The organism is Telluria sp. LT2P34 (assembly GCF_059685915.1).
This window is the reverse complement of sequence record NZ_JCASIN010000002.1, coordinates 747,417-767,776: the sequence shown is the minus strand read 5'-3', so window position 1 is coordinate 767,776 and position 20,360 is coordinate 747,417. Positions and strand designations below refer to the sequence as shown.

Sequence of the window (20,360 nt, the reverse complement as noted above, 5' to 3'; positions counted from 1 at the left end):
AAGAATTCATCGATATGCGCGCCTCACGATTTTTTATTTCAACTCTTAAAGAAGCGCCGTCCGACGCCGAGATCGTCAGCCACCAGCTGATGATGAGGGCGGGGATGATCAAGCGCCTGGGCTCCGGTATTTACACGTACATGCCGCTTGGCCTGCGCGTGATCCGCAAGGTCGAGGCCATCATCCGCGAAGAGATGAACACGTCGGGCGCGCTCGAACTGCTGATGCCGGTCGTGCAGCCGGCCGAGCTGTGGCAGGAAACCGGCCGCTGGGACAAGATGGGTCCGGAACTCATGCGCGTCAAGGACCGTCATGGCCGCGAATTCGCGATCCAGCCGACCTCCGAAGAAGTCGTGACCGACGTGGTGCGCAGCGAAATCAAATCCTACCGCCAGCTGCCGCTGAATTTTTATCACATCCAGACTAAGTTCCGCGACGAGCGCCGTCCGCGCTTCGGCCTGATGCGCGGGCGCGAGTTCACGATGAAGGATGCGTATTCCTTCGACCGCGACCTGGCAGGCATGCAGAAGTCCTACCAGATCATGTTCGACGCTTACACGCGCATCTTCAACCGCTTCGGTTTGAAATTCCGCGCGGTGGCGGCCGACAACGGCGCCATCGGCGGCACCGGTTCGCACGAATTCCACGTCATCGCCTCCACCGGCGAAGACGCGCTGGTCTACTGCCCGAGCTCCGATTTTGCCGCCAACATGGAAGCGGCCGAGGCACTCGCCATCGGCGAACGCGGCGCGGCGACACAAGCCATGGCCAAGGTGCCGACGCCGGGCAAGACCAAGTGCGAAAGCGTGGCGGAGCTGCTCGGCCTGGCGCTGTCGCAGACCGTGAAAACGATCGCGCTGACGGTCGAGAAGGATGTCGACGGCAAGGTGACGAAGCAGTATTTCATGCTGCTGCTGCGTGGCGACCATGAGCTCAACGAGGTCAAGGTCGGCAAGGTCGAGGGGCTTTCCAATCACCGCTTTTCCACCGAAGCCGAAATCCTGGAAGTCTACGGCACCGTGCCGGGCTACCTCGGTCCGGTCGCGCCAAAACAGCCGGTCACCATCGTTGCCGACCGCACGGTCGCCAACATGGCCGATTTCGTCTGCGGCGCGAATGAAGCCGATGCCCACCTGACGGGCGTGAACTGGGGCCGCGACCTGCCGGAGCCGATCGTTGCCGACCTGCGCAACGTGGTCGAAGGCGACGCCTCGCCGGACGGCCAGGGCGTGCTGGCCGTCGAGCGCGGCATCGAGGTGGGCCACGTGTTCCAGCTCGGTACCGCTTATTCGAAAGCGATGAACGCGACTTTCCTCGACGAGAACGGCAAGCCGGCGCCACTGCAGATGGGCTGCTACGGCATCGGCGTGACGCGCATCCTGGGCGCGGCGATCGAGCAGAACTTCGACGCCAAGGGCATCGTCTGGCCGGACGCGCTGGCGCCCTTCCAGGTCGTGCTGTGCCCGATGGGCATGGACCGCAGCGAGATGGTCAAGGAGCAGGTCGAGGCGCTGTATGCCGGCTTGCAGGCGGCAGGTGTGGACGTGATCGTCGACGACCGCGGCCTGCGTCCGGGCGCGATGTTCGCCGACTGGGAACTGATCGGCGTGCCGCACCGTGTCGTCATCGGCGAGCGCGGCCTGAAAGAGGGCAACCTCGAATACCAGGGCCGCCGCGACCTCGAGGCCACTGCCGTGCCGCTGGCCGACATCGCCGGCTTCATCAAGGGCAAGCTGGGCCAGTGATGTCGACCACGCCATACAGCCGGGCCGCGGCCTGGCTGGGCGGCGCCTTGCTCGCCGCCGTCCTTGCCAGCCTGCCGGCGCAGGCGGGCAACCAGAAAGAAGAAGCGATGGCCGTCTCGGTGCGCCTGGCGCTGGCCAACGCGATCGCCGACACGCGCCCGCCGAAGCCAAGCTTTCGCGACGAGGCGGCGCGCGTGCGTTACCAGGCCTGGTTCACCGAGATGTCCGGACGCCTCAAGAAGCGCCTGCCGGACGAGCAGGTGCGCACCGAATTCCTGGAATCGGCCTGGTACGAATCGACTCGCGCCGGACTCGATCCGGGCCTGGTGCTGGGCCTGATCCAGGTCGAATCGGCCTACCGCAAGTACGCCGTGTCGATCGTGGGCGCGCGCGGCTACATGCAGGTGATGCCGTTCTGGACCAAGGTCATCGGCGACAACGACCGCCGCAAACTGTTCCACATGCAGACCAACCTGCGCTACGGCTGCTCGATCCTGCGCATGTATATCGACATGGAACGCGGCAACCTGTATCTCGCGCTGGGCCGCTACAACGGCAGCCGCGGCCGGCCGCAATACCCGAACGCGGTGCTGTCGGCCTGGAAGAAGTGGGAGTTCAATCCGGTGGTGGTGGCGCAGCGCTGACTGATCGACTCGCATACCAATCGAGCCACAGTCTCGCATCCCGGTGTAGACTTCCCGTTTTTCCCGCCACAACATCCATCATGCGAATCAAGATTCTCGCCGCCGCCTGCGCGCTGGCGGCGCTTGCCGGCTGCGCCTCTACTATCCCGGCCGGCGGCAAGCCCCGGCCTGCCGTCGACGGCCAGGCCAAAAACATCATCTTCTTCCTCGGCGACGGCATGGGCATCAACACGCTCACCGCGGCGCGCATTTATCACGCCGGCGAAGACGGCGAACTGACCATCGATACGCTGCCCGAATCGGCCTTCGTGAAAACCTTCTCGAACGACGCCCAGGTCACCGACAGCGCCGCCTCGATGTCGGCCTACATGACGGGTGTCAAACCGAACAACAACGTGATCTCGATGTCGGCCGACACGCGCGCGATCTCCCCGGCGGAGGATGCCAACGGCAACCGCCTGGTGAGCCGCTGCGAGAACGGCAAGCCGGTGCCGACCCTGGCCGAACTGGCCAAGGCGCGCGGCATGGCCGCCGGCGTCGTCACCAACACCAACGTCACCGACGCCACCCCGGCCGCGACCTACGCCCATGCCTGCACGCGCCGCCTGGAAACCGACATCGCAGCCAGCCTGGTTCCCGGCGGCGCCGGCTACAACAAGGCCTTGGGCAGCACCGGCCTGGACCTGGTCTTCGGCGGCGGCATGCAGTTCTTCACCCCGTTAGCCGCGGGAGGCAAGCGCGCCGACGGCCGCCAGCTGGTCGACGAGCTGCAGGCCCAGGGCTGGCGCGTGGCATCGAACACCGCGCAGATGACGGCGCTGGCCGCCACGACCCAGCCGGTGATCGGCCTGTTCGGGCAGTCGCACCTGGCTTTCGAGGCGGCGCGCGATCCGGTCAAGCAGCCGCTGCTGGCCGACATGACGGACAAGGCAATCGATATCCTGTCGCGCAACCCGAACGGCTTCTTCCTGGTGGTCGAGGGTGGCCTGATCGACCATGCGCTGCACGCCACCCAGGCCAAGCGCGCCCTGCAGGAAACGGTGAGCTACAACGCGGCCCTGAAACGCGCGATCGACAAGATGCAGGCCATCGATCCGGGCCTGAAAAACACGCTGATCGTCGCCACGGCCGACCACGACCACACCCTCCTGATCAACGGCTACTCGCCGCGCACCGGCAAGACGACGCCGACCAATCCGGGCATCCTGGGCCTGGTGCGCAGCATCCCGGACGGTAAGATCCGCCTCGACAAGGACGGCGCGCCCTTCACGATCCTGGGCTTCGGCACCGGCGAACACCGCGTGCAGGGCAGTCGCAAGGACGTGAAACTGACCGACGCCATTGCAGCCGCCGACGACTATCACCAGGAAGCGGTGGTGCGCACCCGCGCCGGCGCCGAGACCCACGGCGGCGCCGACGTCTACCTGGGCGCCATCGGCGCCAACGCTGAACTGTTCCGCGGCACCATCGACAACACCCGCGTGTTCAGCCTGATCAAGACCGCGGCGGGCCTGTGATGACCCATGCCGCCAGAAAGCCCACCATGACGACCATCCGACTTTCCGCGCTGCTCGTGGCAGCCTGCTCCACCCTGCCTGCGCAGGCCGCGGCGCCCACCGCGAAACCGCTGGCGAAGAACATCATCTTCTTCCTCGGCGACGGCATGGGTCCGACCACGATCACCGCCGCGCGCATCTTCAAGGCCGGCGAAGACGGCCTGCTCGACTTCGAACGCCTCGACCGCACCGCGCGCATCAAGACCTACTCGAACGATGCGCAAGTGACCGACAGCGCGCCATCGATGGGCGCCTACATGACCGGCGTGAAGATCAACAACGACGTGATCTCGCTGAAGGACGCCAAACCTGTCCCGCCAGCCAAGGACGCGAACGGCATCGCCAGCATCGACCGCTGCAGTACAGTCAACGGCGGGACCAATGGCAGCGCGCCGATGACGATCCTGGAACTGGCCAAGGCGAACGGCAAGGCCGTCGGCGCCGTCACCACCACCGAACTGACCCACGCCACCCCGGCCTCGACCTTCGCCCACGTCTGCGACCGCGACATGGCCTATACCATCGCCCAGCAGGTGGTGCCCGGCGGGCCCGGGTACAACGCGCGCCTGCTCGACGGCGTCGATGTGCTGATGGGAGGAGGGCGCAACCACTTCACGCCGTTCGACGCCAAAACCAACCCGAAGGGCCGCGGCGACGGGCGCGACCTGATCGCCGAACTCGAAAAGCAGGGCTATTTCGTGGCCAATACGCGCGCCGACATGGCGTCCGCGCCCACGGGCCGCAAGTTCGTCGGCATCTACAGCGCCGAGAGCCACCTCGACTACGCGGCCAAGCGCCGCCCGACCCAGCCGACGCTGGCCGAGATGACCGCGAAATCGATCGAGCTGCTCTCGAAGAACCCGAAAGGCTTCTTCCTGATGGTCGAAGGCGGCAAGATCGACCACGCGCTGCACGAGACCAATGCGAGGAATGCCCTGGTCGAGACGGTGGCCTTCGATGAGGCGGTCCAGACCGCGGTGGAGCGCATGCGCGCGCTCGACCCGGGCCTGGACAACACCCTGATCGTCGTCACCGCCGACCATGACCACACGATGGTGCTGAACGGCTATCCGAAGCGCGGCAATCCCGTGCTCGACATCGTGCGCAACATCGGCGACGGCCAGCCGACCAAGGATGCCGACGGCAAGAGCTATACCACGCTCGTCTTCGGCAATGGCCCGAACCGGCCCGAGCTGCGCGCCGACGTCGACAGCGCCCAGGCGCTCGCCCACGACTATCGCCAGGAGTCGGGCGTGCGCTGGTCGAGCGAATCGCACGGCGGCGGCGACGTCAAGCTGTATGCGGCCGGCGCCGGCTCGGCGCCGTTCAAGGGGACGATCGAGAACACGCATGTGTTCACCCTGATGAAGGCAGCCTTCGGATTCTGACTAGATGCAGAATCGTAGGGTGGGCGGCTCCGCCGCTCATGCGTCCAACCGGTGCATGATTTGTGGAATAGCGTTTCGACAGGCGTACGTTCGTTGAACGCGTGAGCGGGGAACCCGCCCACCCTAGGGGTAAACGCCTGCGATATATTCAATACCCCCCAAAACAAAAAGCCCCGATCTGCGATCGGGGCCTTTCACATTCAGGCTGGATTAGAGCCGGAATTTTCTTATTTAAGATGATTCGAAATGAGTTTGGTCATTTCAAACATCGAGACTTGCGCCTTGCCGCCGAAAACAGCTTTCAGCTTGTCGTCGGCATTGATCATCTGGCGGTTGTCCGGCGCCTGCAGGTCTGCCTTCTTGATGTATTCCCAGACTTTCTTCGTCACCTCGGTGCGTGGCAGCGGCTTGTTGCCGACCACTGCAGCCAGTTCGGTCGAAGGCGTCAGTTCCTTCATGAACGCGGCGTTTGGCTTGCGCGCTGCGGCCGGTTTCTTCGCTGCTGCTGCTTTCGGCGCGGCTGCCTTTGCAGGAGCTGCTGCCTTCTTCGCTGCAGGCTTGGCTGCGGCTGCCGGCTTGGCGGCGGCTTTCTTTGCGGGCGCTGCTGGGGATTTCTTGGCTGTTGCCATCTTCGAGCCTCCTAATATGAGAAATTGCGCAATACATCGCACGGCTTATATTGGTGGCGTTTTACTGTTCCTGCAAGTCTTTTTCTTAACTTTTTCACTCTGACAAGCCTAAAAAACAGGGTTTATACGCAACTCGACCCTATAGAGTGAAGATTCGGTCAAAAACAGGCGAAAAAAACGCCGCGCCGGCAAGATGCGGGCGCGGCGTTTCAAGAGCCTGAAAAGACCTTAGCGCATCCCACCAGGCATCATGCCCTTCATACCGCGCATCATTTTCATCATGCCGCCGCCCTTCAGCTTTTTCATCATGGTCTGCATCTGGTCGTACTGGGTCAGCATGCGATTGACTTCCTGCACCTGCACGCCGGCGCCGGTGGCGATGCGGCGCTTGCGGTTGGCCTTGATCAGTTCCGGCTTGGCGCGCTCGAGCGGCGTCATCGAGTCGATGATGCCGACCATGCGCCGCACCTGCTTTTCGGCCTGGTCCATGTTGGCGTTGCCGGCCGCCTGCTGGAACTGCGCCGGCAGTTTATCGAGCAGGCCGGCCATGCCGCCCATTTTCTTCATCTGCGCCAGCTGCGCCTTGAAGTCGTTCATGTCGAAGCGGCCGCCCGCCTTGATCTTGTTGGCCATCTCGGTGGCGGCTTTTTCGTCGACGCCCTTGCGGGCTTCTTCGACCAGCGCCAGGATGTCGCCCATGCCGAGCACGCGGTTCGCCATCCGGGTCGGATCGAAGGCTTCCAGGCCGTCGAGCTTTTCCGAGACGCCGGCAAACTTGATGGGTTTGCCGGTGATGTGGCGCACCGAGAGGGCCGCACCGCCGCGCGAATCACCATCGAGCTTGGTCAGCACGATGCCGGTCAGGGGCAGGGCGTCGTTGAAGGCCTTGGCGGTGTTGATCGCATCCTGGCCGAGCATGGCGTCGACCACGAACAGGGTTTCGATCGGCTTGACGGCGGCGTGCACGGCCGCGATTTCCTGCATCATCGCCTCGTCGATGCCGAGGCGGCCGGCGGTGTCGATGATCAGGACGTCGTGGTAGTGCTTCCGGGCCCAGTCCAGCGCATTCAGGGCGATGTCGACCGGCTTGTCGCTCGAGGTGGACGGGAAGAAGTCGGCGCCGACCTGTTTGGTGACGGACTCGAGCTGCGCGATCGCGGCCGGGCGGTAGACGTCGGCCGAGACGGTCAGCACCTTTTTCTTCTTCTGTTCTTTCAGGTACTTGGCGAGTTTGCCGACGGTGGTCGTTTTACCGACACCCTGCAGGCCGGCCATCAGGATGATCGCCGGTGGCTGCTGGGCGAACGAGAGCTGGTAGGCTTCCGGGCCGAGGTCGGCGCCCATCAGCGTGGCCAGCTCGCGCTGCACCACGCCGACCAGCGCCTGGCCGGGGCTGAGCGAGCCGACGACTTCTTCGCCGAGTGCTTTTTCCTTGACGTTGGCGATGAAGGTGCGCACCGCCGGCAGCGCGACGTCGGCCTCGAGCAGGGCCATGCGCACTTCGCGCAGCATCTCGGCGGTGTTCGCTTCAGTGAGGCGCGCTTCACCGCGCATGGTCTTGACGACCTTGGCAAGGCGTTGGGTAAGGTTATCTAGCATGTTCTACCTGACTATATAGAGGGGACGGCATTCGGCAATCCTTCATTTTACCCTGCGCACAGCCGGCCTGCCCATTGGTGTAGACTGCCGCTATGCACACCACCCTCTTTCTTGCCGCGGCTTTCCTGTACGCGGCCTGCGCCCTGCTGCCTTCGCGCCGGGGCGGTATCGTCTCGATCGTGACGGCGCTGGCCTGGACGGTGCACGGCGCGGCGCTGTGGAGCGATGCCTTCGCCCCGAACAGCTTGCGCATCGGTTTTGCCATCATGCTCTCGGCCGCGCTCTGGGTCTCGGTGGCGGTGTACTGGATCGAAAACCGCAACTTCGCGCTCGACGGCCTGCGCCGCCTGGTGATGCCCTGCGCGGTCGTCGCCACCATGCTGCCGGTGCTGTTCCCGGGGGCGCTGATGCCGCTGCAGGGGCAGTCGAGCGCCTTCGGCTGGCATGTCGCGGTGGCCGTACTGGCCTACAGCACCCTGACCATCGCCGCCTTCCACGCCGTCCTGATGGCGCTGCAGGAAACCCGCCTGCATGCGCGCACGGTGGTGGCCGGCGGCGGCTGGTTCGGCGGTACGCTCGACCAGCTGCCGGCCCTGCTGACCATGGAAAAGCTGCTGTTTCGCCTGATCGGGATCGGCTTCGTGCTGCTGACCCTGACGGTGCTGTCGGGCGTCGTGTTTTCCGAGCAGCTGTTCGACCGCGCCATGCGCTGGGACCACAAGAACGTGTTTGCGCTGCTGTCGTGGATTCTTTTTGCCGCCTTGTTGGCCGGACGGCGCTGGCGCGGCTGGCGCGGCAAGACGGCGCTGCGCTTCACGCTGGCGGGCTTCGCCACGCTGGCGCTGGCCTATGTCGGCAGCCGTTTCGTGCTCGAAGTCGTGTTGCAGCGGGGTGTCGCATGAGCCGCATCGTGTTCTGGATCCTCCTGATCGTCGTGGTCGGCTTCGCCATCCGGGCCAAGCTGAAAGGGGCGGCGCGCCGCGCCGGGACGCATGTGCCGCCGCCACGCCCGAGCGCGCAGGCGACGGCCGTCATCGAAAACATGAGCAGCTGCGCCCATTGCGGCCTGCATTTCCCGGCCTCCGAAGCGGTGCGCGTCGAGGGGCACGATTACTGCAGCCCGGCGCATGCCGCGAAACTGGGCGATTGAGCGGCGTGCCGGTCCATTGAATCCGCGCTCGTCCATGTCCCCGCGCTTGTCCCCGGCCGTGTCGAACCAGGCGCGCGCCACCTTCTGGCGTTCGCTGCAGGCGCTGACCGTCACGCGCATCGTCATCGCGCTGGTGCTGATCCTGTACCTGGCCTTCGACGTGCGCGGCGTCCAGGCGCCGAATGGGTCCTGGTATGCGCCCGCGTATGCGCGCATCTGCTTCTTTTACCTGCTTGCGGCGGCCGGCTTCGGGATACTGGCCACCTTCTGGCGGCGCCGCTTCCTGGCCCAGCTGGCCACCCAGGTCGCGCTCGACCTGGCGGTCATTTCGCTGCTCTACCTGGCCGCCGGCGGCGTGCGGAGCGGCCTCGGCATCCTCTACCTGTTCCCGCTGGCCGGCGCCGCCATCCTGGCGCCGCTGGTGCTGGCGCTGTTTTCGGCGGCGCTCGCCACCATCTTCATCCTGCTCGAGGCGCTCTGGCAGGGCGTGATGGACGGCGGCGAACCGGCCCTGATGCAGGGCGGGATGTACGGGATCGCCTTTTTCGCCGTGGTCTGGCTGGTCAACCGGCTGGCGGCGCGCCTGATCGGCCAGGAAGAGCTGGCGGCCCAGCGCGGCGCCGACCTCGAAGTGCAGCAGGCGATCAACGAGATCGTCATTGCCGACGTCGACGACGGCGTGCTGGTGGTCGGGGCGGACGGCGCCATCCACACCGCCAACCCGGCGGCGCGGCGCATGCTCGGTTTCGAGGGGGCGCAGCTGCTGCGGATGGACGAGCCGGGGATCGAGCCGGTGGCTCAGGCATTTGCGGCCTGGATCGGCAGCGGCGCCGTAGCGCCGGCGCCATCGGCGGCGCTGGCGGCGCTTGGGGGAGTTGCCCCGGTGCCGGGCGAGGCCGGACCGGACGCGGCCTGGGTGATCCTGAAGCCCTTCCAGGAAGCCGGAGGCGAGGGCGGCCAGCGCGCCCGCCGTGGCCAGCGCGCGCACCTGAAGCTGCGGTTCGCGCATGTGGCGGCCGGACCCGCTTCGCCGGGGCGGAGCGTGATTTTCCTGCAGGACGTGAGCGCGATCGAAAACCAGGCGCAGCAACTGAAGCTGGCCTCGATGGGACGCCTCACGGCGAGCATTGCGCACGAGGTCAGGAACCCGCTGTCGGCGATCGGCCATGCCACCGCGCTGCTGGCCGAAGACCTGCACGGCAAGGCCGAGCTGCGCCTCTTGAAAATCATCGGCGACAATGTGGCGCGCGTGAACCGCATGGTCGAGGACATCCTGCAGCTGTCGCGCAAGGCGCAGCCGTATGCGGAGCCGCTGCTGCTGGCCTCCTTCCTGGCCGAACTGAAGGCGGAATTCTGCGAAACCCAGGATCTGGCCGATGATATAGTGTGGCTGGGTGGCGCCGGCGCCATCGAGGTGCGTTTCGACGCGCTGCACCTGCGCGAAGTGCTGGTCAACCTGCTCGGCAATGCGATCCGCTATGCCAGCCGCGCCAGCGGCAGCATCCGGATCTGGCCCGAGCTCGACGCCTTCGGCACGCTCGAACTCCACGTGCAGGACGACGGCCCCGGCATCACGCCTGAAGTACGCGCCCACCTGTTCGAGCCCTTCTACACGACCTCGAGCAAGGGCACCGGCCTCGGCCTGTACCTGGCGCGCGAACTGTGCCTGAACAATGGCGCCAAGCTCGATTACGAATCGCGCCTGGACCTGCGCGGCGATGCCGGCGCCGCGGCGGCCGCGAGCGGGCGTTTTGTCATTACTTTCGCGCAGGCGCTGGCGCCGGCCGCTGGCGCGGCCGTCAAGTCCCTGGAAAGGCAGTCATGAGTTCTCCCCGCATCCTTGTCGTCGACGACGAACCGGACCTGCGCGACCTGCTGGAAATCACCCTCGTCAAGATGGGGCTCGATGTCGATTGCGCGGCCACGCTGCGCGAAGCGAGAAGGCTGGTTGCCGACAACGCCTATGCGCTGGTGCTGACCGACATGCGCCTGCCAGACGGCCTCGGGCTCGAACTCGTGCGTGAAGTCTCGGGCAGCTCGAAAACCCCGATCGCCGTCATCACCGCCTTCGGCAGCGCCGAAAACGCCGTGGTGGCGCTCAAAGCAGGCGCTTTCGATTATGTGTCGAAGCCGGTCGTGCTCGACGAGCTGCGCGTGATGGTGCGTTCGGCCCTGCGCCTGTCCGGAAGCTCGGCCGAGCCGGCGCCGGGCGAGGGCGGCGTTCCCTCGCGCCTGATCGGCGACTCGCAGGCAATGGGCGCCCTGCGTGCCCAGATCGCCCGCATGGCGCGCTCGATGGCGCCGATCGCGATCAACGGCGAATCCGGCGCCGGCAAGGAGCTGGCCGCGCGCGAAATCCACGCCCAGGGTTCGCGCGCGGCGAAGCCTTTTGTGGCCGTGAACTGCGGCGCGATTCCCGAAAACCTGATGGAGTCCGAATTCTTCGGCCACCGCAAGGGCGCCTTTACCGGCGCCGCCGAGGAACGCGAAGGCTTTTTCCAGGCCGCGAACGGCGGCACCCTGATGCTCGACGAGGTGGCCGACCTGCCGCTGGCGATGCAAGTAAAACTGCTGCGCGCGATCCAGGAACGGCGCGTGCGCAAGATCGGCGCCACCCTGGAGGAACCGGTGGACGTGCGCATCATCAGCGCCACCCACAAGGACCTGGCCCGTTGCGTCGAAACGGGCGTGTTCCGCCAGGACTTGTTCTACCGCCTGAACGTGATCGAACTGACGCTGCCGCCGCTGCGCGAACGGCTCGACGATTTGCCGGTGCTGGCCAACGCCATCCTGGCGCGCCTGGCAGGGCCCGGCGGCGCCGCGCTCGGGCCGGGCGTGCTGGAGGCGCTGCGCGCCTATTCCTTCCCGGGCAACGTGCGCGAACTGGAAAACGTGCTGGAACGGGCGCTCGCCTTTGCCGACGGCGGCGTGATCGAAGTCGAGGATTTGTCTTTGAAGGCAGCCAGGCTGGCGGAGGCGCCGCGCAGTACTGAGGCGCCGGCGGTGGTCCTGCCTTCGCCGCCTGCTGCGGCGCCGCCGATGCCGGCCGCGGCCCCCATGCCGCCGGCAGCGGGCATGCCCGTTCCCGGTGAGCTGCCGAGCGACCTGCCGGCCTACCTGGAGCAGGTCGAGCGCGACATCATCGGGCGCGCCCTGCAGCAGACCCAGTTCAACCGCACCAGGACCGCGGCCCTGCTGGGCCTGAGCGTGCGCCAGCTGCGCTACCAGATGCAAAAGCTCGATATCCAGGCGCCGGAGAATTAAGCCTGCCAACACGTTTGCTCGCCACGCCTTGGCAATGTCAAACATTGTCAAATAGCGTTGCCTTTTCGCCAGTGCAAAACGGTGCGCCCTGCACCATGTTTGAGCACTGGCGCGGCCGGTTGAACAAGAGTTAAGCAGCAGGTTAGTGCTTACTTACCGTCTACCGCGCATGCGGCGTCGGAAGACCAAATGTCAAGGCCGGCACATGCAGTAAACACCAGAAATCGGAAGTTTATTCACTTGCATCCTGTGCCGAACGGGTACTACAATTAGTCCCATATCAAACCGCATCACTAGATGTAGTGGTAGCGGACCCAAGTATCACAAGCAGTCCGGTTCGGCTAGCTCAGCAGTAAAAGCTAGCTGGCCGAGCAACAATTTAGTTCTGAAATGCCTGGACTAACTTGAAACTGACCGTGCTTCAAACCCGATAACACATCCTTCAGCAAGGACATTGTCCAGCTTGGTCCAACCAGGCCGGCAGGGTGATTTTTGCTTTTATATTTAGACTTGTCGGCTTTTCCGCGTGTGCGGGCGGGCCGTTGAAAACATGGCGGCAGTCGGACTGCCCATCTGGAGGCTCAATGCAGACATCCCAAGACATTTCCATCCACCCGCAAGCTGCGCCAGGCACGGCAGCCGGCAACAGTGCAGCCGAACTGGCCGCGCGCGCCGACTACCGCATCCTGCGCCGCAACGGCGCCGTCGTGCCTTTCGAGCCGAACAAGATCTCGGTCGCGATGACCAAGGCCTTCCTGGCCGTGGCCGGCGGCCAGGGCGCGGTGTCGGCCCGTATCCGCGAGCTGGTGGAAGAGCTGACCAACAACGTGGTCGCCGCCCTGATGCGCCGCCAGCCGAACGGCGGGACCTTCCACATCGAAGATGTGCAGGACCAGGTTGAATTGTCCCTGATGCGCTCGGGCGAGCACGATGTCGCGCGCGCCTACGTGCTGTACCGCGCCAAGCAGATGGAAGAGCGCCGTGCAGCCAAGGAAGCCGCGGGCGGGTCGCAGGTCGCCGCGCCGCAAATCCACGTGATCGACGGCGGCGAGCGCCGTCCGCTGGACATGGATGCCGTGCATGGCCTGGTCAACGCCGCCTGCGTCGGCCTGGAAAAGCACGTCGATGCCGAAGCCATCGTCGCCGAGACCCTGAAAAACCTGTACGACGGCGTGCCGGTCGAAGAGCTGCACAAGTCCGCCATCCTGGCTGCGCGCGCGCTGATGGAAAAGGACCCGGCCTACAGCCAGGTCACGGCCCGCATCCTGCTGCACACGATTCGCAAGGAAGTCTTCGGCAAGGAAGTCCCGCAGGCCAGGGCCGCCGCCGAATACGTCACCTACTTCCCGCAATACATCGCCAAGGGCATCGAGAACGAACTGCTCGACGCCGAACTGGGCAAGTACGACCTCGAGCGCCTGGCCAAAGCCATCGTTGCCGACCGCGACCTGCAATTCGGCTATATCGGCCTGCAGACCCTGTACGACCGCTACTTCCTGCACGTGCGCGAAACCCGCATCGAGATGCCGCAGGCCTTCTACATGCGCGTCGCCATGGGCCTGGCCCTGCGCGAAGCGGACCGCGAAGAGCGCGCCATCGAGTTCTACAGCCTGCTGTCGAGTTTCGATTTCATGAGCTCGACGCCGACCCTGTTCAATTCGGGCACCCGCCGCTCGCAGCTGTCGTCGTGCTATCTGACGACCGTCGGCGACGACCTGGAAGGCATCTACGACGCCATCAAGGAAAACGCGCTGCTCTCGAAATTCGCCGGCGGCCTCGGTAACGACTGGACCCCGGTGCGTGCGCTCGGTTCGCGCATCAAGGGCACCAACGGCAAGTCGCAGGGCGTGGTGCCATTCCTGAAAGTGGTCAATGACACGGCCGTGGCCGTGAACCAGGGCGGCAAGCGCAAGGGCGCGGTCTGCGCCTACCTGGAAACCTGGCACATGGACATCGAGGAATTCCTCGACCTGCGCAAGAACACCGGCGACGACCGCCGCCGCACCCACGACATGAACACGGCCAACTGGATTCCCGACCTGTTCATGAAGCGCGTGATGGAAAAGGGTTACTGGACCCTGTTCACCCCGAGCGAAACGCCGGACCTGCACGACCTGGTCGGCAAGGCCTTTGAAACCGCCTACACGGCGTACGAAGCGAAGGCCGAGCGCGGCGAAATGCTGGTCTTCAAGAAGATCGAAGCACTCGACCTGTGGCGCAAGATGCTGTCGATGCTGTTCGAGACCGGCCACCCATGGATCACCTTCAAGGATCCGTGCAACATCCGCTCGCCGCAGCAGCATATCGGCGTGGTGCACTCGTCGAACCTGTGCACCGAGATCACCCTGAACACCAGCGCCGACGAAATCGCGGTCTGCAACCTCGGTTCGATCAACATGCCACAGCACATGAAGGGCGATGGCCTGGATCACGTGAAGCTGCAAAAGACGATCCGCACCGCGATGCGCATGCTCGATAACGTCATCGACATCAATTACTACGCGGTCGAGAAGGCGCGCAATTCGAACCTGCGCCACCGCCCGGTCGGCATGGGCATCATGGGTCACCAGGATTGCCTGCACATGATGCGCATTCCGTTTGCCTCGGACAAAGCCGTGGAGTTCGCCGACCGTTCGATGGAAGCCGTCTGCTATTTCGCTTACCTGGCCTCGACCGAGCTGGCCGAAGAGCGCGGCCGCTACGAGTCGTATGCCGGCTCGCTGTGGGACCGCGGCATCCTGCCGCAGGACTCGATCAAGCTGCTGGCGGACGAACGCGGCGGCTACCTCGAGCAGGACACGAGCGAGTCGATGGACTGGTCGCTGGTGCGCAGCCGCATCAAGCAGTACGGCATGCGCAATTCGAACTGCGTGGCGATCGCCCCGACCGCGACGATCTCGAACATCATCGGCGTGTCGGCCTGCATCGAGCCGACCTTCCAGAACCTGTACGTGAAATCGAACCTGTCGGGCGAGTTCACCGAGATCAACTCCTACCTGGTGCGCGACCTGAAGGCGCGCGACCTGTGGGACGAAGTCATGATCGCCGACCTGAAGTATTTCGACGGTTCGCTCTCGAAGATCGACCGCGTGCCGCAAGACCTGCGCGAGATCTACGCCACCGCCTTCGAAGTCGAGCCGAAGTGGCTGGTCGAGCAGGCTTCGCGCCGCCAGAAGTGGATCGACCAGGCGCAGTCGCTGAACATCTACATGGCCGGCGCCTCGGGCAAGAAGCTGGACGAAACCTACAAGCTGGCCTGGCTGCGCGGCCTGAAGACGACCTATTACCTGCGCACCATCGCGGCGACCCACATGGAGAAGTCGACCAGCCGTACCGGCGCACTGAACGCGGTGTCGGTCTCGGGCGGCATGGTGGGTCACGCCGCACCGGCCAGCGCTTCGGCCGCACCTGCCCCATCCGTGGCTGCGGTATCGGCATCGGCTGCACAGGAAGCGGACGGCGAAGCTTGCTACCTGCGTCCGGGCGATGCCGGGTTCGACGAATGCGAAGCGTGCCAATAAGCTGCCCGTAACTGAAATGCACGCCCGGCCTTTGCGTCGGGCGCTGCCGTCAAAGAATCGAGAAGAAGGAAATATCATGCTGTCATGGGACGAAGAACCAACGAGCGCGCAAGCTGCGCCGCCACCGCAAGCCGGCGACATGCCGGAGAAGCTTGACGCCGCCCTGGTCGCCAAGCGCGTCAACGCCGACGACAAGCGCATCATCAACGGCAAGACCGACGTCAACCAGCTGGTGCCGTTCAAGTACAAGTGGGCCTGGGACAAATACCTGGCCGGCTGCGCCAACCACTGGATGCCGCAGGAAGTGAACATGCAGCGCGACATCGAGCTGTGGAAGAGCCCGAACGGCCTGACCGATGACGAGCGCCGCCTGGTCAAGCGCAACCTCGGCTTTTTCGTCACCGCCGATTCGCTGGCCGCCAACAACATCGTGCTGGGCACCTACCGCCATATCACGGCGCCGGAATGCCGCCAGTACCTGCTGCGCCAGGCCTTCGAGGAAGCGATCCATACGCACGCCTACCAGTACATCGTCGAGTCGCTCGGCCTGGACGAGCAGGAGATCTTCAACGCGTATAACGAGATCGAATCGATCCACGACAAGGACCAGTTCCTGATCCCGTTCATCGAGACCCTGACCGATCCGAAATTCGAGACCGGCACCCTGGAAAACGACCAGAAGCTGCTGAAATCGATTATCGTCTTCGCCTGCCTGATGGAAGGCCTGTTCTTCTATGTCGGCTTCACGCAGATCCTGGCGCTCGGCCGCCAGAACAAGATGATGGGCGCCGCCGAGCAGTACCAGTACATCCTGCGCGACGAGTCGATGCACGTGAACTTCGGCATCGACCTGATCAACACGATCAAGATGGAAAACCCGCTGCTGTGGACTCCGGCCTTCCGCGAAGAGATCAAGACCCTGTTCCTGGAAGCGGTGGAACTGGAGTACCGCTACGCCGAAGACACCATGCCACGCGGCGTGCTGGGCCTGAACGCCCCGATGTTCAAGGGCTACCTGCGCTTCATCGCGAACCGCCGTTCGGTACAGATCGGCCTCGATCCGCTGTTCCCGAACGAGGAGAATCCATTCCCGTGGATGAGCGAAATGATCGACATGAAGAAGGAGCGTAACTTCTTCGAGACGCGCGTGACCGAGTACCAGACGGGTGGGGCGCTGAACTGGGATTGATGGCGCAGCCAGCCACCATTCAGTCACCTGGACAGCACAGCCCGGCGAGGAATCGCCGGGCTTTTTTTATGTCGAATCTGACGGCGCCAGCGCGGACTGTCGACGCCTAAAAAGCGCTGGATCTGCGCTTCGCCTGATCCAAATCAAGCACCTCCGCGCGCACGGGGCGTCGCTAAATGGTCCAATAGGGCGTTTTAACCGTGCGCGGGTTGCGCACTGACAAGGTTTTCGTGTACTTTACGTGATTGAATTTGTCAAAACGTGAACATGGAAGTTTTTGCATGTTACGGGCAAACTAAACCGATCGAATTTACGGGACGCCAATTCCATCAGTATGCAAATAAAGCGTAACGAAATGAACAAGCCGCACTGCCTGATTTTATTCAGGCAAGGCGGCTTTTTCTTTTCGTGCCTGCAAGGGTAGCGATGTGGAAGCGCTACTGAAGTAGTGGGTCAGTGTCCCGACGTCGTTGGCTGAAGTGCTGCAATTGTGAGGAGTTGCAGCAGTTCAGCTGGTGCCGGATTCATGGGCAGTAACCGTTTGGTGTGCCGATGAATCATTCGCCTGACTTCAGGGTCGGCCGGATTTCAACCTTGTAGCGTATTTTCTCATCGCAGAGAAGGAGAACGAAATGGCAACAGCCGCAAAGAAACCAGCAGCAAAACCGGCAGCGAAGGGGGCATCTGCAAAGACGTCCGCAAAGTCGGCCGCCAAGCCGGCCGCCAAGGCCGCCGCAGAAAAACCAGCGGCCAAGTCGGCTGTCGTCAGCAAGGGGACGGCTGCCAAGACGTCCGCCAAGCAGGCAGCCAAGCCGGCCGCCAAGGCCGTCGCCAAGGCGCCAGCGAAAGCCGCAGCGAAGGCTCCGGCAAAAGCCGCAGCCAAGCCGGCAGCCAAACCAACGGCCAAGGCTGCTGCCAAGCCAGCGGCGAAACCGGCTGCCAAGGCAGCCAAGCCAGCCGCGAAAGCTGCATCCAAGGCTACGGCGAAGCCTGCGGCGAAGGCTACGGCAAAGCCTGCGGCCAAGCCGGCAGCGAAGAAGGCCGCCGCGAAGCCGGCAGCCAAGAGCGCAGCCAAGCCGGTAGCGAAAGCCGCCGCGACCAAGCCGGCAGCCAAGGGTACGCCTGCAAAATCGTCCGCCAAAACTGCGGCCAAGTCACCAGCGAAGTCGCCAGCGAAGACCGCGGCCAAGTCATCGGCTAAAGCGCCAGCCAAGACCGCAGCCAAGTCACCAGCGAAGACTGCAGCCAAGGCACCGGCCAAGGCCGCGGCCAAGGGGACGTCCGCGAAGTCGGCAGCCAAGGCACCGGTCAGGACGGCAGCCAAGGCTGTAGTCAAGACGGCAGCCAAGGCACCGGCGAAGACTGCAGCCAAGACCGCTGCCAAGGCGCCAGCCAAGACCGCAGCCAAGGCACCGGCAAAGACCGCGGCCAAGGCACCGGCGAAGACGGCAGCCAAGGCACCGGCGAAGACCGCAGCCAAGGCACCGGCAAAGACGGCAGCCAAGGCACCGGCGAAGACGGCAGCCAAGGCGCCAGCGAAGGCACCAGCAAAGCAGGCTGCAACGAAAACTGCTGCCAAGGCGCCAGCCAAGACCGCAGCCAAAGCGCCTGCCAAGGCGCCAGTCAAGGCGGCAGCGACGAAGCCCGCAGCCAAGCCAGCCGTGACGCCAGCGCCAAAAGCGGCAGCGACCAAGTCGGCCGCAGCCAAGCCAGCTGCCACCAAGCCGGCCGCGAAGCCAGCCGCCAAACCGGCCGCATCGAAAGCGGAGGCCAAGCCGGAAGCGACGAAAGCGCAAGCCAAACCGGAAGCAGTGAAGGCGCAGCCGGCAGCACCGGCCGCAGCCAAGGCGGAAGCCAAGCCGGAGTCGGCAGCGACCAAGCCGGCGGCGAAGAAGCCTGCCGCCAAGGAAGCCGCCAGCGCCGATGCGAAGCCGGCAGACAAGCCAGCCGCCGAGGCAGCCGCTGACGCCAAGCCTGCCGCTCCGGCTCCGGCTGCGAAGACCACGCTGTCGCCGGCCGCCGCCTGGCCGTTCCCCACCAGCAGCCGTCCATAACAGCAGGACGCGCCCGCTTTAGGGCAAAATACCGCTGTGTGAGCCTTTCACACAGCGGTTTTTTTATTTCAAGGAGTAGTCGTGCTGCCCATTCTTCAGTTGATCGTCGATACCGTTGCCACCATCCTGGGTGCGGTGCTGCTCCTGCGCTTCTGGATGCAGGCCATCCGTGTTCGTCCGCCCTCGTCCGTGTCGCAGTTCACGTTCACCCTGAGCGACTGGCTGGTCAAGCCGCTGCGCCGCATCGTGCCGGGCGCCGGCGGCTATGATTGGGCCAGCCTGATCGCGGCCTTCGTCGTGGTGCTGCTGGCGACCTCGATCTACCTGCTGGCCGGGGCCAGCGGCGAACAGGTGTTCCTGTACGCGCTGGCCCGCTTCATCAAATGGATCATCTACGGTTTCGTGGCGCTGCTGATCATCGAGGCCATCTTCAGCTGGGTCAATCCGCACGCGCCGCTGGCGCCCTTCGTGCACGAGCTGAACGCGCCGCTGCTGCGGCCGATTCGCCGCGTGGTGCCGCCGATCGGCGGACTGGACTTGTCGGTGCTGGTGGCGGTGCTGCTGCTGCAGATCGCCTTGTATGTGCTGCGGCTCGTGATCCCGGGACCGTATTGAGGCGGTTTCGCCGGATGTAAAAACGGGCAGCTTCGGCTGCCCGTTTTTTTGGCTTCGCTTGAGCTTACCGGAAGCGGTAGCCGAAGGCGGCTTCGAACTTTTCCGCGATCTCGGCGGGAGTAAAGGTATGGTTCTGGCCGCCCTGGTGGGCGATCTTGATCGCGCCGAGCAGGCTGGCCAGGCGCCCGGTGGTGTTCCAGTCGTAGCCCTGGGCGATGCCATACAGGAGGCCGGCGCGGTAGGCGTCGCCGCAGCCGGTCGGGTCGACCACGCTGGCGGCCGTGACCGCCGGGATGTCGTGGCGTTCGCCGGCGGCGTAGATCTCGGAACCCTTTTCGCCGCGCGTGACGATCAGCGCCTCGAGGCGGGCGGCGATCTGCTCGAGGGTCAATCCGGTGCGTTCCATCACCATCTCGAATTCGTAATCGTTCGCGGCCAGGTAAGTGGCCTGTTCGATAAAGGCGAGCAGTTCTTCGCCGCTGAACATCGGCAGCTGCTGGCCCGGGTCGAACATGAAGGGAATGCCTTGCGCCGCGCAGTCGCGTGCGTGCTTGAGCATGCCGTCGCGGCCGTCCGGGGCGATGATCGCCACGCGCAGCGCGCCGCAATCGGCTACGCTGTTCTCGTGCGAGAACTGCATCGCGCCGGGGTGGAAGGCGTTGATCTGGTTGTTGTCCTGGTCGGCGGTGACGAAGCACTGCGCGGTATAGGCGTCCGCAATGGTCTTGATGGCGCGCGTCTTGATGCCGAAGTGGCGCAGGCGCTCGAGGTAGTCGCCGCCGTCCTGGCCGATGGTCGCCATGATCAACGGGTCGCCGCCGAGCAGCTGCAGGTTGTACGCGATATTCGCCGCGCAGCCGCCGTATTCGGTGCGCAGGGTCGGCACCAGGAAGGACACGTTGACGCGGTGCAGCTGGTCGGCCAGCAGGGTGTCGGCGAAGCGGCCGTGGTACTGCATGATTTTGTCGAAGGCGAGCGAGCCGCAGATCAGGGTGGTGTGGGTCAT

The 20,360-nt window shown here is 64.6% G+C and carries 15 protein-coding genes; 12 read left to right on the top strand and 3 right to left on the bottom strand.

What is annotated here, in order from left to right; genetic code table 11:
- Positions 1-14 precede the first annotated feature (14 nt).
- From AC56KZ_RS09245 to AC56KZ_RS09230, 4 genes are all read left to right on the top strand, one after another.
- Complete coding sequence (locus AC56KZ_RS09245) at positions 15-1,745, top strand: proline--tRNA ligase (RefSeq protein WP_497161855.1); 1,731 nt, start codon at positions 15-17, stop codon at positions 1,743-1,745.
- The gene (locus AC56KZ_RS09240) at positions 1,745-2,389 is read left to right on the top strand and encodes a lytic transglycosylase domain-containing protein (protein WP_497161854.1); all 645 of its coding nucleotides are present in this window, start codon (positions 1,745-1,747) and stop codon (positions 2,387-2,389) included. The genes AC56KZ_RS09245 and AC56KZ_RS09240 overlap by 1 nt, the downstream gene beginning before the upstream one ends.
- Before the next feature lie 80 nt (positions 2,390-2,469).
- A complete protein-coding gene (locus AC56KZ_RS09235) occupies positions 2,470-3,906 on the top strand; it encodes an alkaline phosphatase (protein WP_497161853.1) in 1,437 nt (478 codons plus the stop codon).
- Between the two features lie 26 nt (positions 3,907-3,932).
- Complete coding sequence (locus AC56KZ_RS09230) at positions 3,933-5,333, top strand: alkaline phosphatase (protein ID WP_497161852.1); 1,401 nt, start codon at positions 3,933-3,935, stop codon at positions 5,331-5,333.
- A gap of 227 nt (positions 5,334-5,560) precedes the next feature.
- Here AC56KZ_RS09230 and AC56KZ_RS09225 read toward each other — a convergent pair whose 3' ends face one another.
- Both AC56KZ_RS09225 and ffh read right to left on the bottom strand, forming a co-directional pair.
- Positions 5,561-5,962 carry an SWIB/MDM2 domain-containing protein gene (locus AC56KZ_RS09225; protein ID WP_497161851.1) on the bottom strand — a complete coding sequence of 134 codons (402 nt, stop codon included), beginning with the start codon at positions 5,960-5,962 and terminating at the stop codon, positions 5,561-5,563.
- Positions 5,963-6,190: 228 nt separating this feature from the next.
- Positions 6,191-7,561 (bottom strand): signal recognition particle protein, encoded by a 1,371-nt coding sequence (ffh, locus tag AC56KZ_RS09220; RefSeq protein ID WP_497161850.1) that lies wholly within the window; start codon positions 7,559-7,561, stop codon positions 6,191-6,193.
- A gap of 92 nt (positions 7,562-7,653) precedes the next feature.
- On the opposite strand from ffh, the gene AC56KZ_RS09215 reads away from it, so the two are divergent.
- The 8 genes from AC56KZ_RS09215 (at position 7,654) to AC56KZ_RS09180 (ending at position 19,354) form a co-directional block, all read left to right on the top strand.
- The gene (locus AC56KZ_RS09215; protein WP_497161849.1) at positions 7,654-8,463 is read left to right on the top strand and encodes a cytochrome C assembly family protein; all 810 of its coding nucleotides are present in this window, start codon (positions 7,654-7,656) and stop codon (positions 8,461-8,463) included.
- The gene (locus AC56KZ_RS09210) at positions 8,460-8,711 is read left to right on the top strand and encodes a PP0621 family protein (RefSeq protein WP_497161848.1); all 252 of its coding nucleotides are present in this window, start codon (positions 8,460-8,462) and stop codon (positions 8,709-8,711) included. Before AC56KZ_RS09215 ends, AC56KZ_RS09210 begins: the two co-directional genes overlap by 4 nt.
- Positions 8,712-8,745: 34 nt before the next feature.
- A complete protein-coding gene (locus tag AC56KZ_RS09205) occupies positions 8,746-10,536 on the top strand; it encodes a sensor histidine kinase (protein ID WP_497161847.1) in 1,791 nt (596 codons plus the stop codon).
- On the top strand, positions 10,533-11,975 hold the full coding sequence (locus tag AC56KZ_RS09200) for a sigma-54-dependent transcriptional regulator (RefSeq protein ID WP_497161846.1): 1,443 nt from the start codon (positions 10,533-10,535) through the stop codon (positions 11,973-11,975). The genes AC56KZ_RS09205 and AC56KZ_RS09200 overlap by 4 nt, the downstream gene beginning before the upstream one ends.
- A 584-nt stretch (positions 11,976-12,559) precedes the next feature.
- Complete coding sequence (locus tag AC56KZ_RS09195) at positions 12,560-15,496, top strand: ribonucleoside-diphosphate reductase subunit alpha (protein ID WP_497161845.1); 2,937 nt, start codon at positions 12,560-12,562, stop codon at positions 15,494-15,496.
- Between the two features lie 76 nt (positions 15,497-15,572).
- Positions 15,573-16,685, top strand: coding sequence for a ribonucleotide-diphosphate reductase subunit beta (locus tag AC56KZ_RS09190; RefSeq protein WP_497161844.1), 1,113 nt, complete (start codon positions 15,573-15,575; stop codon positions 16,683-16,685).
- A 632-nt stretch (positions 16,686-17,317) separates the two neighbouring features.
- Positions 17,318-18,739, top strand: coding sequence for a hypothetical protein (locus AC56KZ_RS09185; protein WP_497161843.1), 1,422 nt, complete (start codon positions 17,318-17,320; stop codon positions 18,737-18,739).
- A gap of 81 nt (positions 18,740-18,820) precedes the next feature.
- A complete protein-coding gene (locus AC56KZ_RS09180) occupies positions 18,821-19,354 on the top strand; it encodes a YggT family protein (RefSeq protein WP_497161842.1) in 534 nt (177 codons plus the stop codon).
- A gap of 64 nt (positions 19,355-19,418) precedes the next feature.
- On the opposite strand, the gene AC56KZ_RS09175 is transcribed toward AC56KZ_RS09180, so the two are convergent.
- Entirely contained in the window at positions 19,419-20,360 is a 942-nt protein-coding gene (locus AC56KZ_RS09175; protein WP_497161841.1) for a carbohydrate kinase family protein, read from the bottom strand.

Coding starts and splice junctions, on each gene's coding strand:
- AC56KZ_RS09190 (WP_497161844.1), top strand. CDS start 15,573: ATGCTGTCATGGGACGAAGAACCAACGAGCGCGCAAGCTGCGCCGCCA.
- AC56KZ_RS09240 (WP_497161854.1), top strand. CDS start 1,745: ATGTCGACCACGCCATACAGCCGGGCCGCGGCCTGGCTGGGCGGCGCC.
- ffh (WP_497161850.1), bottom strand. CDS start 7,561: ATGCTAGATAACCTTACCCAACGCCTTGCCAAGGTCGTCAAGACCATG.
- AC56KZ_RS09215 (WP_497161849.1), top strand. CDS start 7,654: ATGCACACCACCCTCTTTCTTGCCGCGGCTTTCCTGTACGCGGCCTGC.
- AC56KZ_RS09185 (WP_497161843.1), top strand. CDS start 17,318: ATGGCAACAGCCGCAAAGAAACCAGCAGCAAAACCGGCAGCGAAGGGG.
- AC56KZ_RS09235 (WP_497161853.1), top strand. CDS start 2,470: ATGCGAATCAAGATTCTCGCCGCCGCCTGCGCGCTGGCGGCGCTTGCC.
- AC56KZ_RS09225 (WP_497161851.1), bottom strand. CDS start 5,962: ATGGCAACAGCCAAGAAATCCCCAGCAGCGCCCGCAAAGAAAGCCGCC.
- AC56KZ_RS09175 (WP_497161841.1), bottom strand. CDS start 20,360: ATGACCCACACCACCCTGATCTGCGGCTCGCTCGCCTTCGACAAAATC.
- AC56KZ_RS09200 (WP_497161846.1), top strand. CDS start 10,533: ATGAGTTCTCCCCGCATCCTTGTCGTCGACGACGAACCGGACCTGCGC.
- AC56KZ_RS09210 (WP_497161848.1), top strand. CDS start 8,460: ATGAGCCGCATCGTGTTCTGGATCCTCCTGATCGTCGTGGTCGGCTTC.
- AC56KZ_RS09205 (WP_497161847.1), top strand. CDS start 8,746: ATGTCCCCGCGCTTGTCCCCGGCCGTGTCGAACCAGGCGCGCGCCACC.
- AC56KZ_RS09195 (WP_497161845.1), top strand. CDS start 12,560: ATGCAGACATCCCAAGACATTTCCATCCACCCGCAAGCTGCGCCAGGC.
- AC56KZ_RS09245 (WP_497161855.1), top strand. CDS start 15: ATGCGCGCCTCACGATTTTTTATTTCAACTCTTAAAGAAGCGCCGTCC.
- AC56KZ_RS09230 (WP_497161852.1), top strand. CDS start 3,933: ATGACGACCATCCGACTTTCCGCGCTGCTCGTGGCAGCCTGCTCCACC.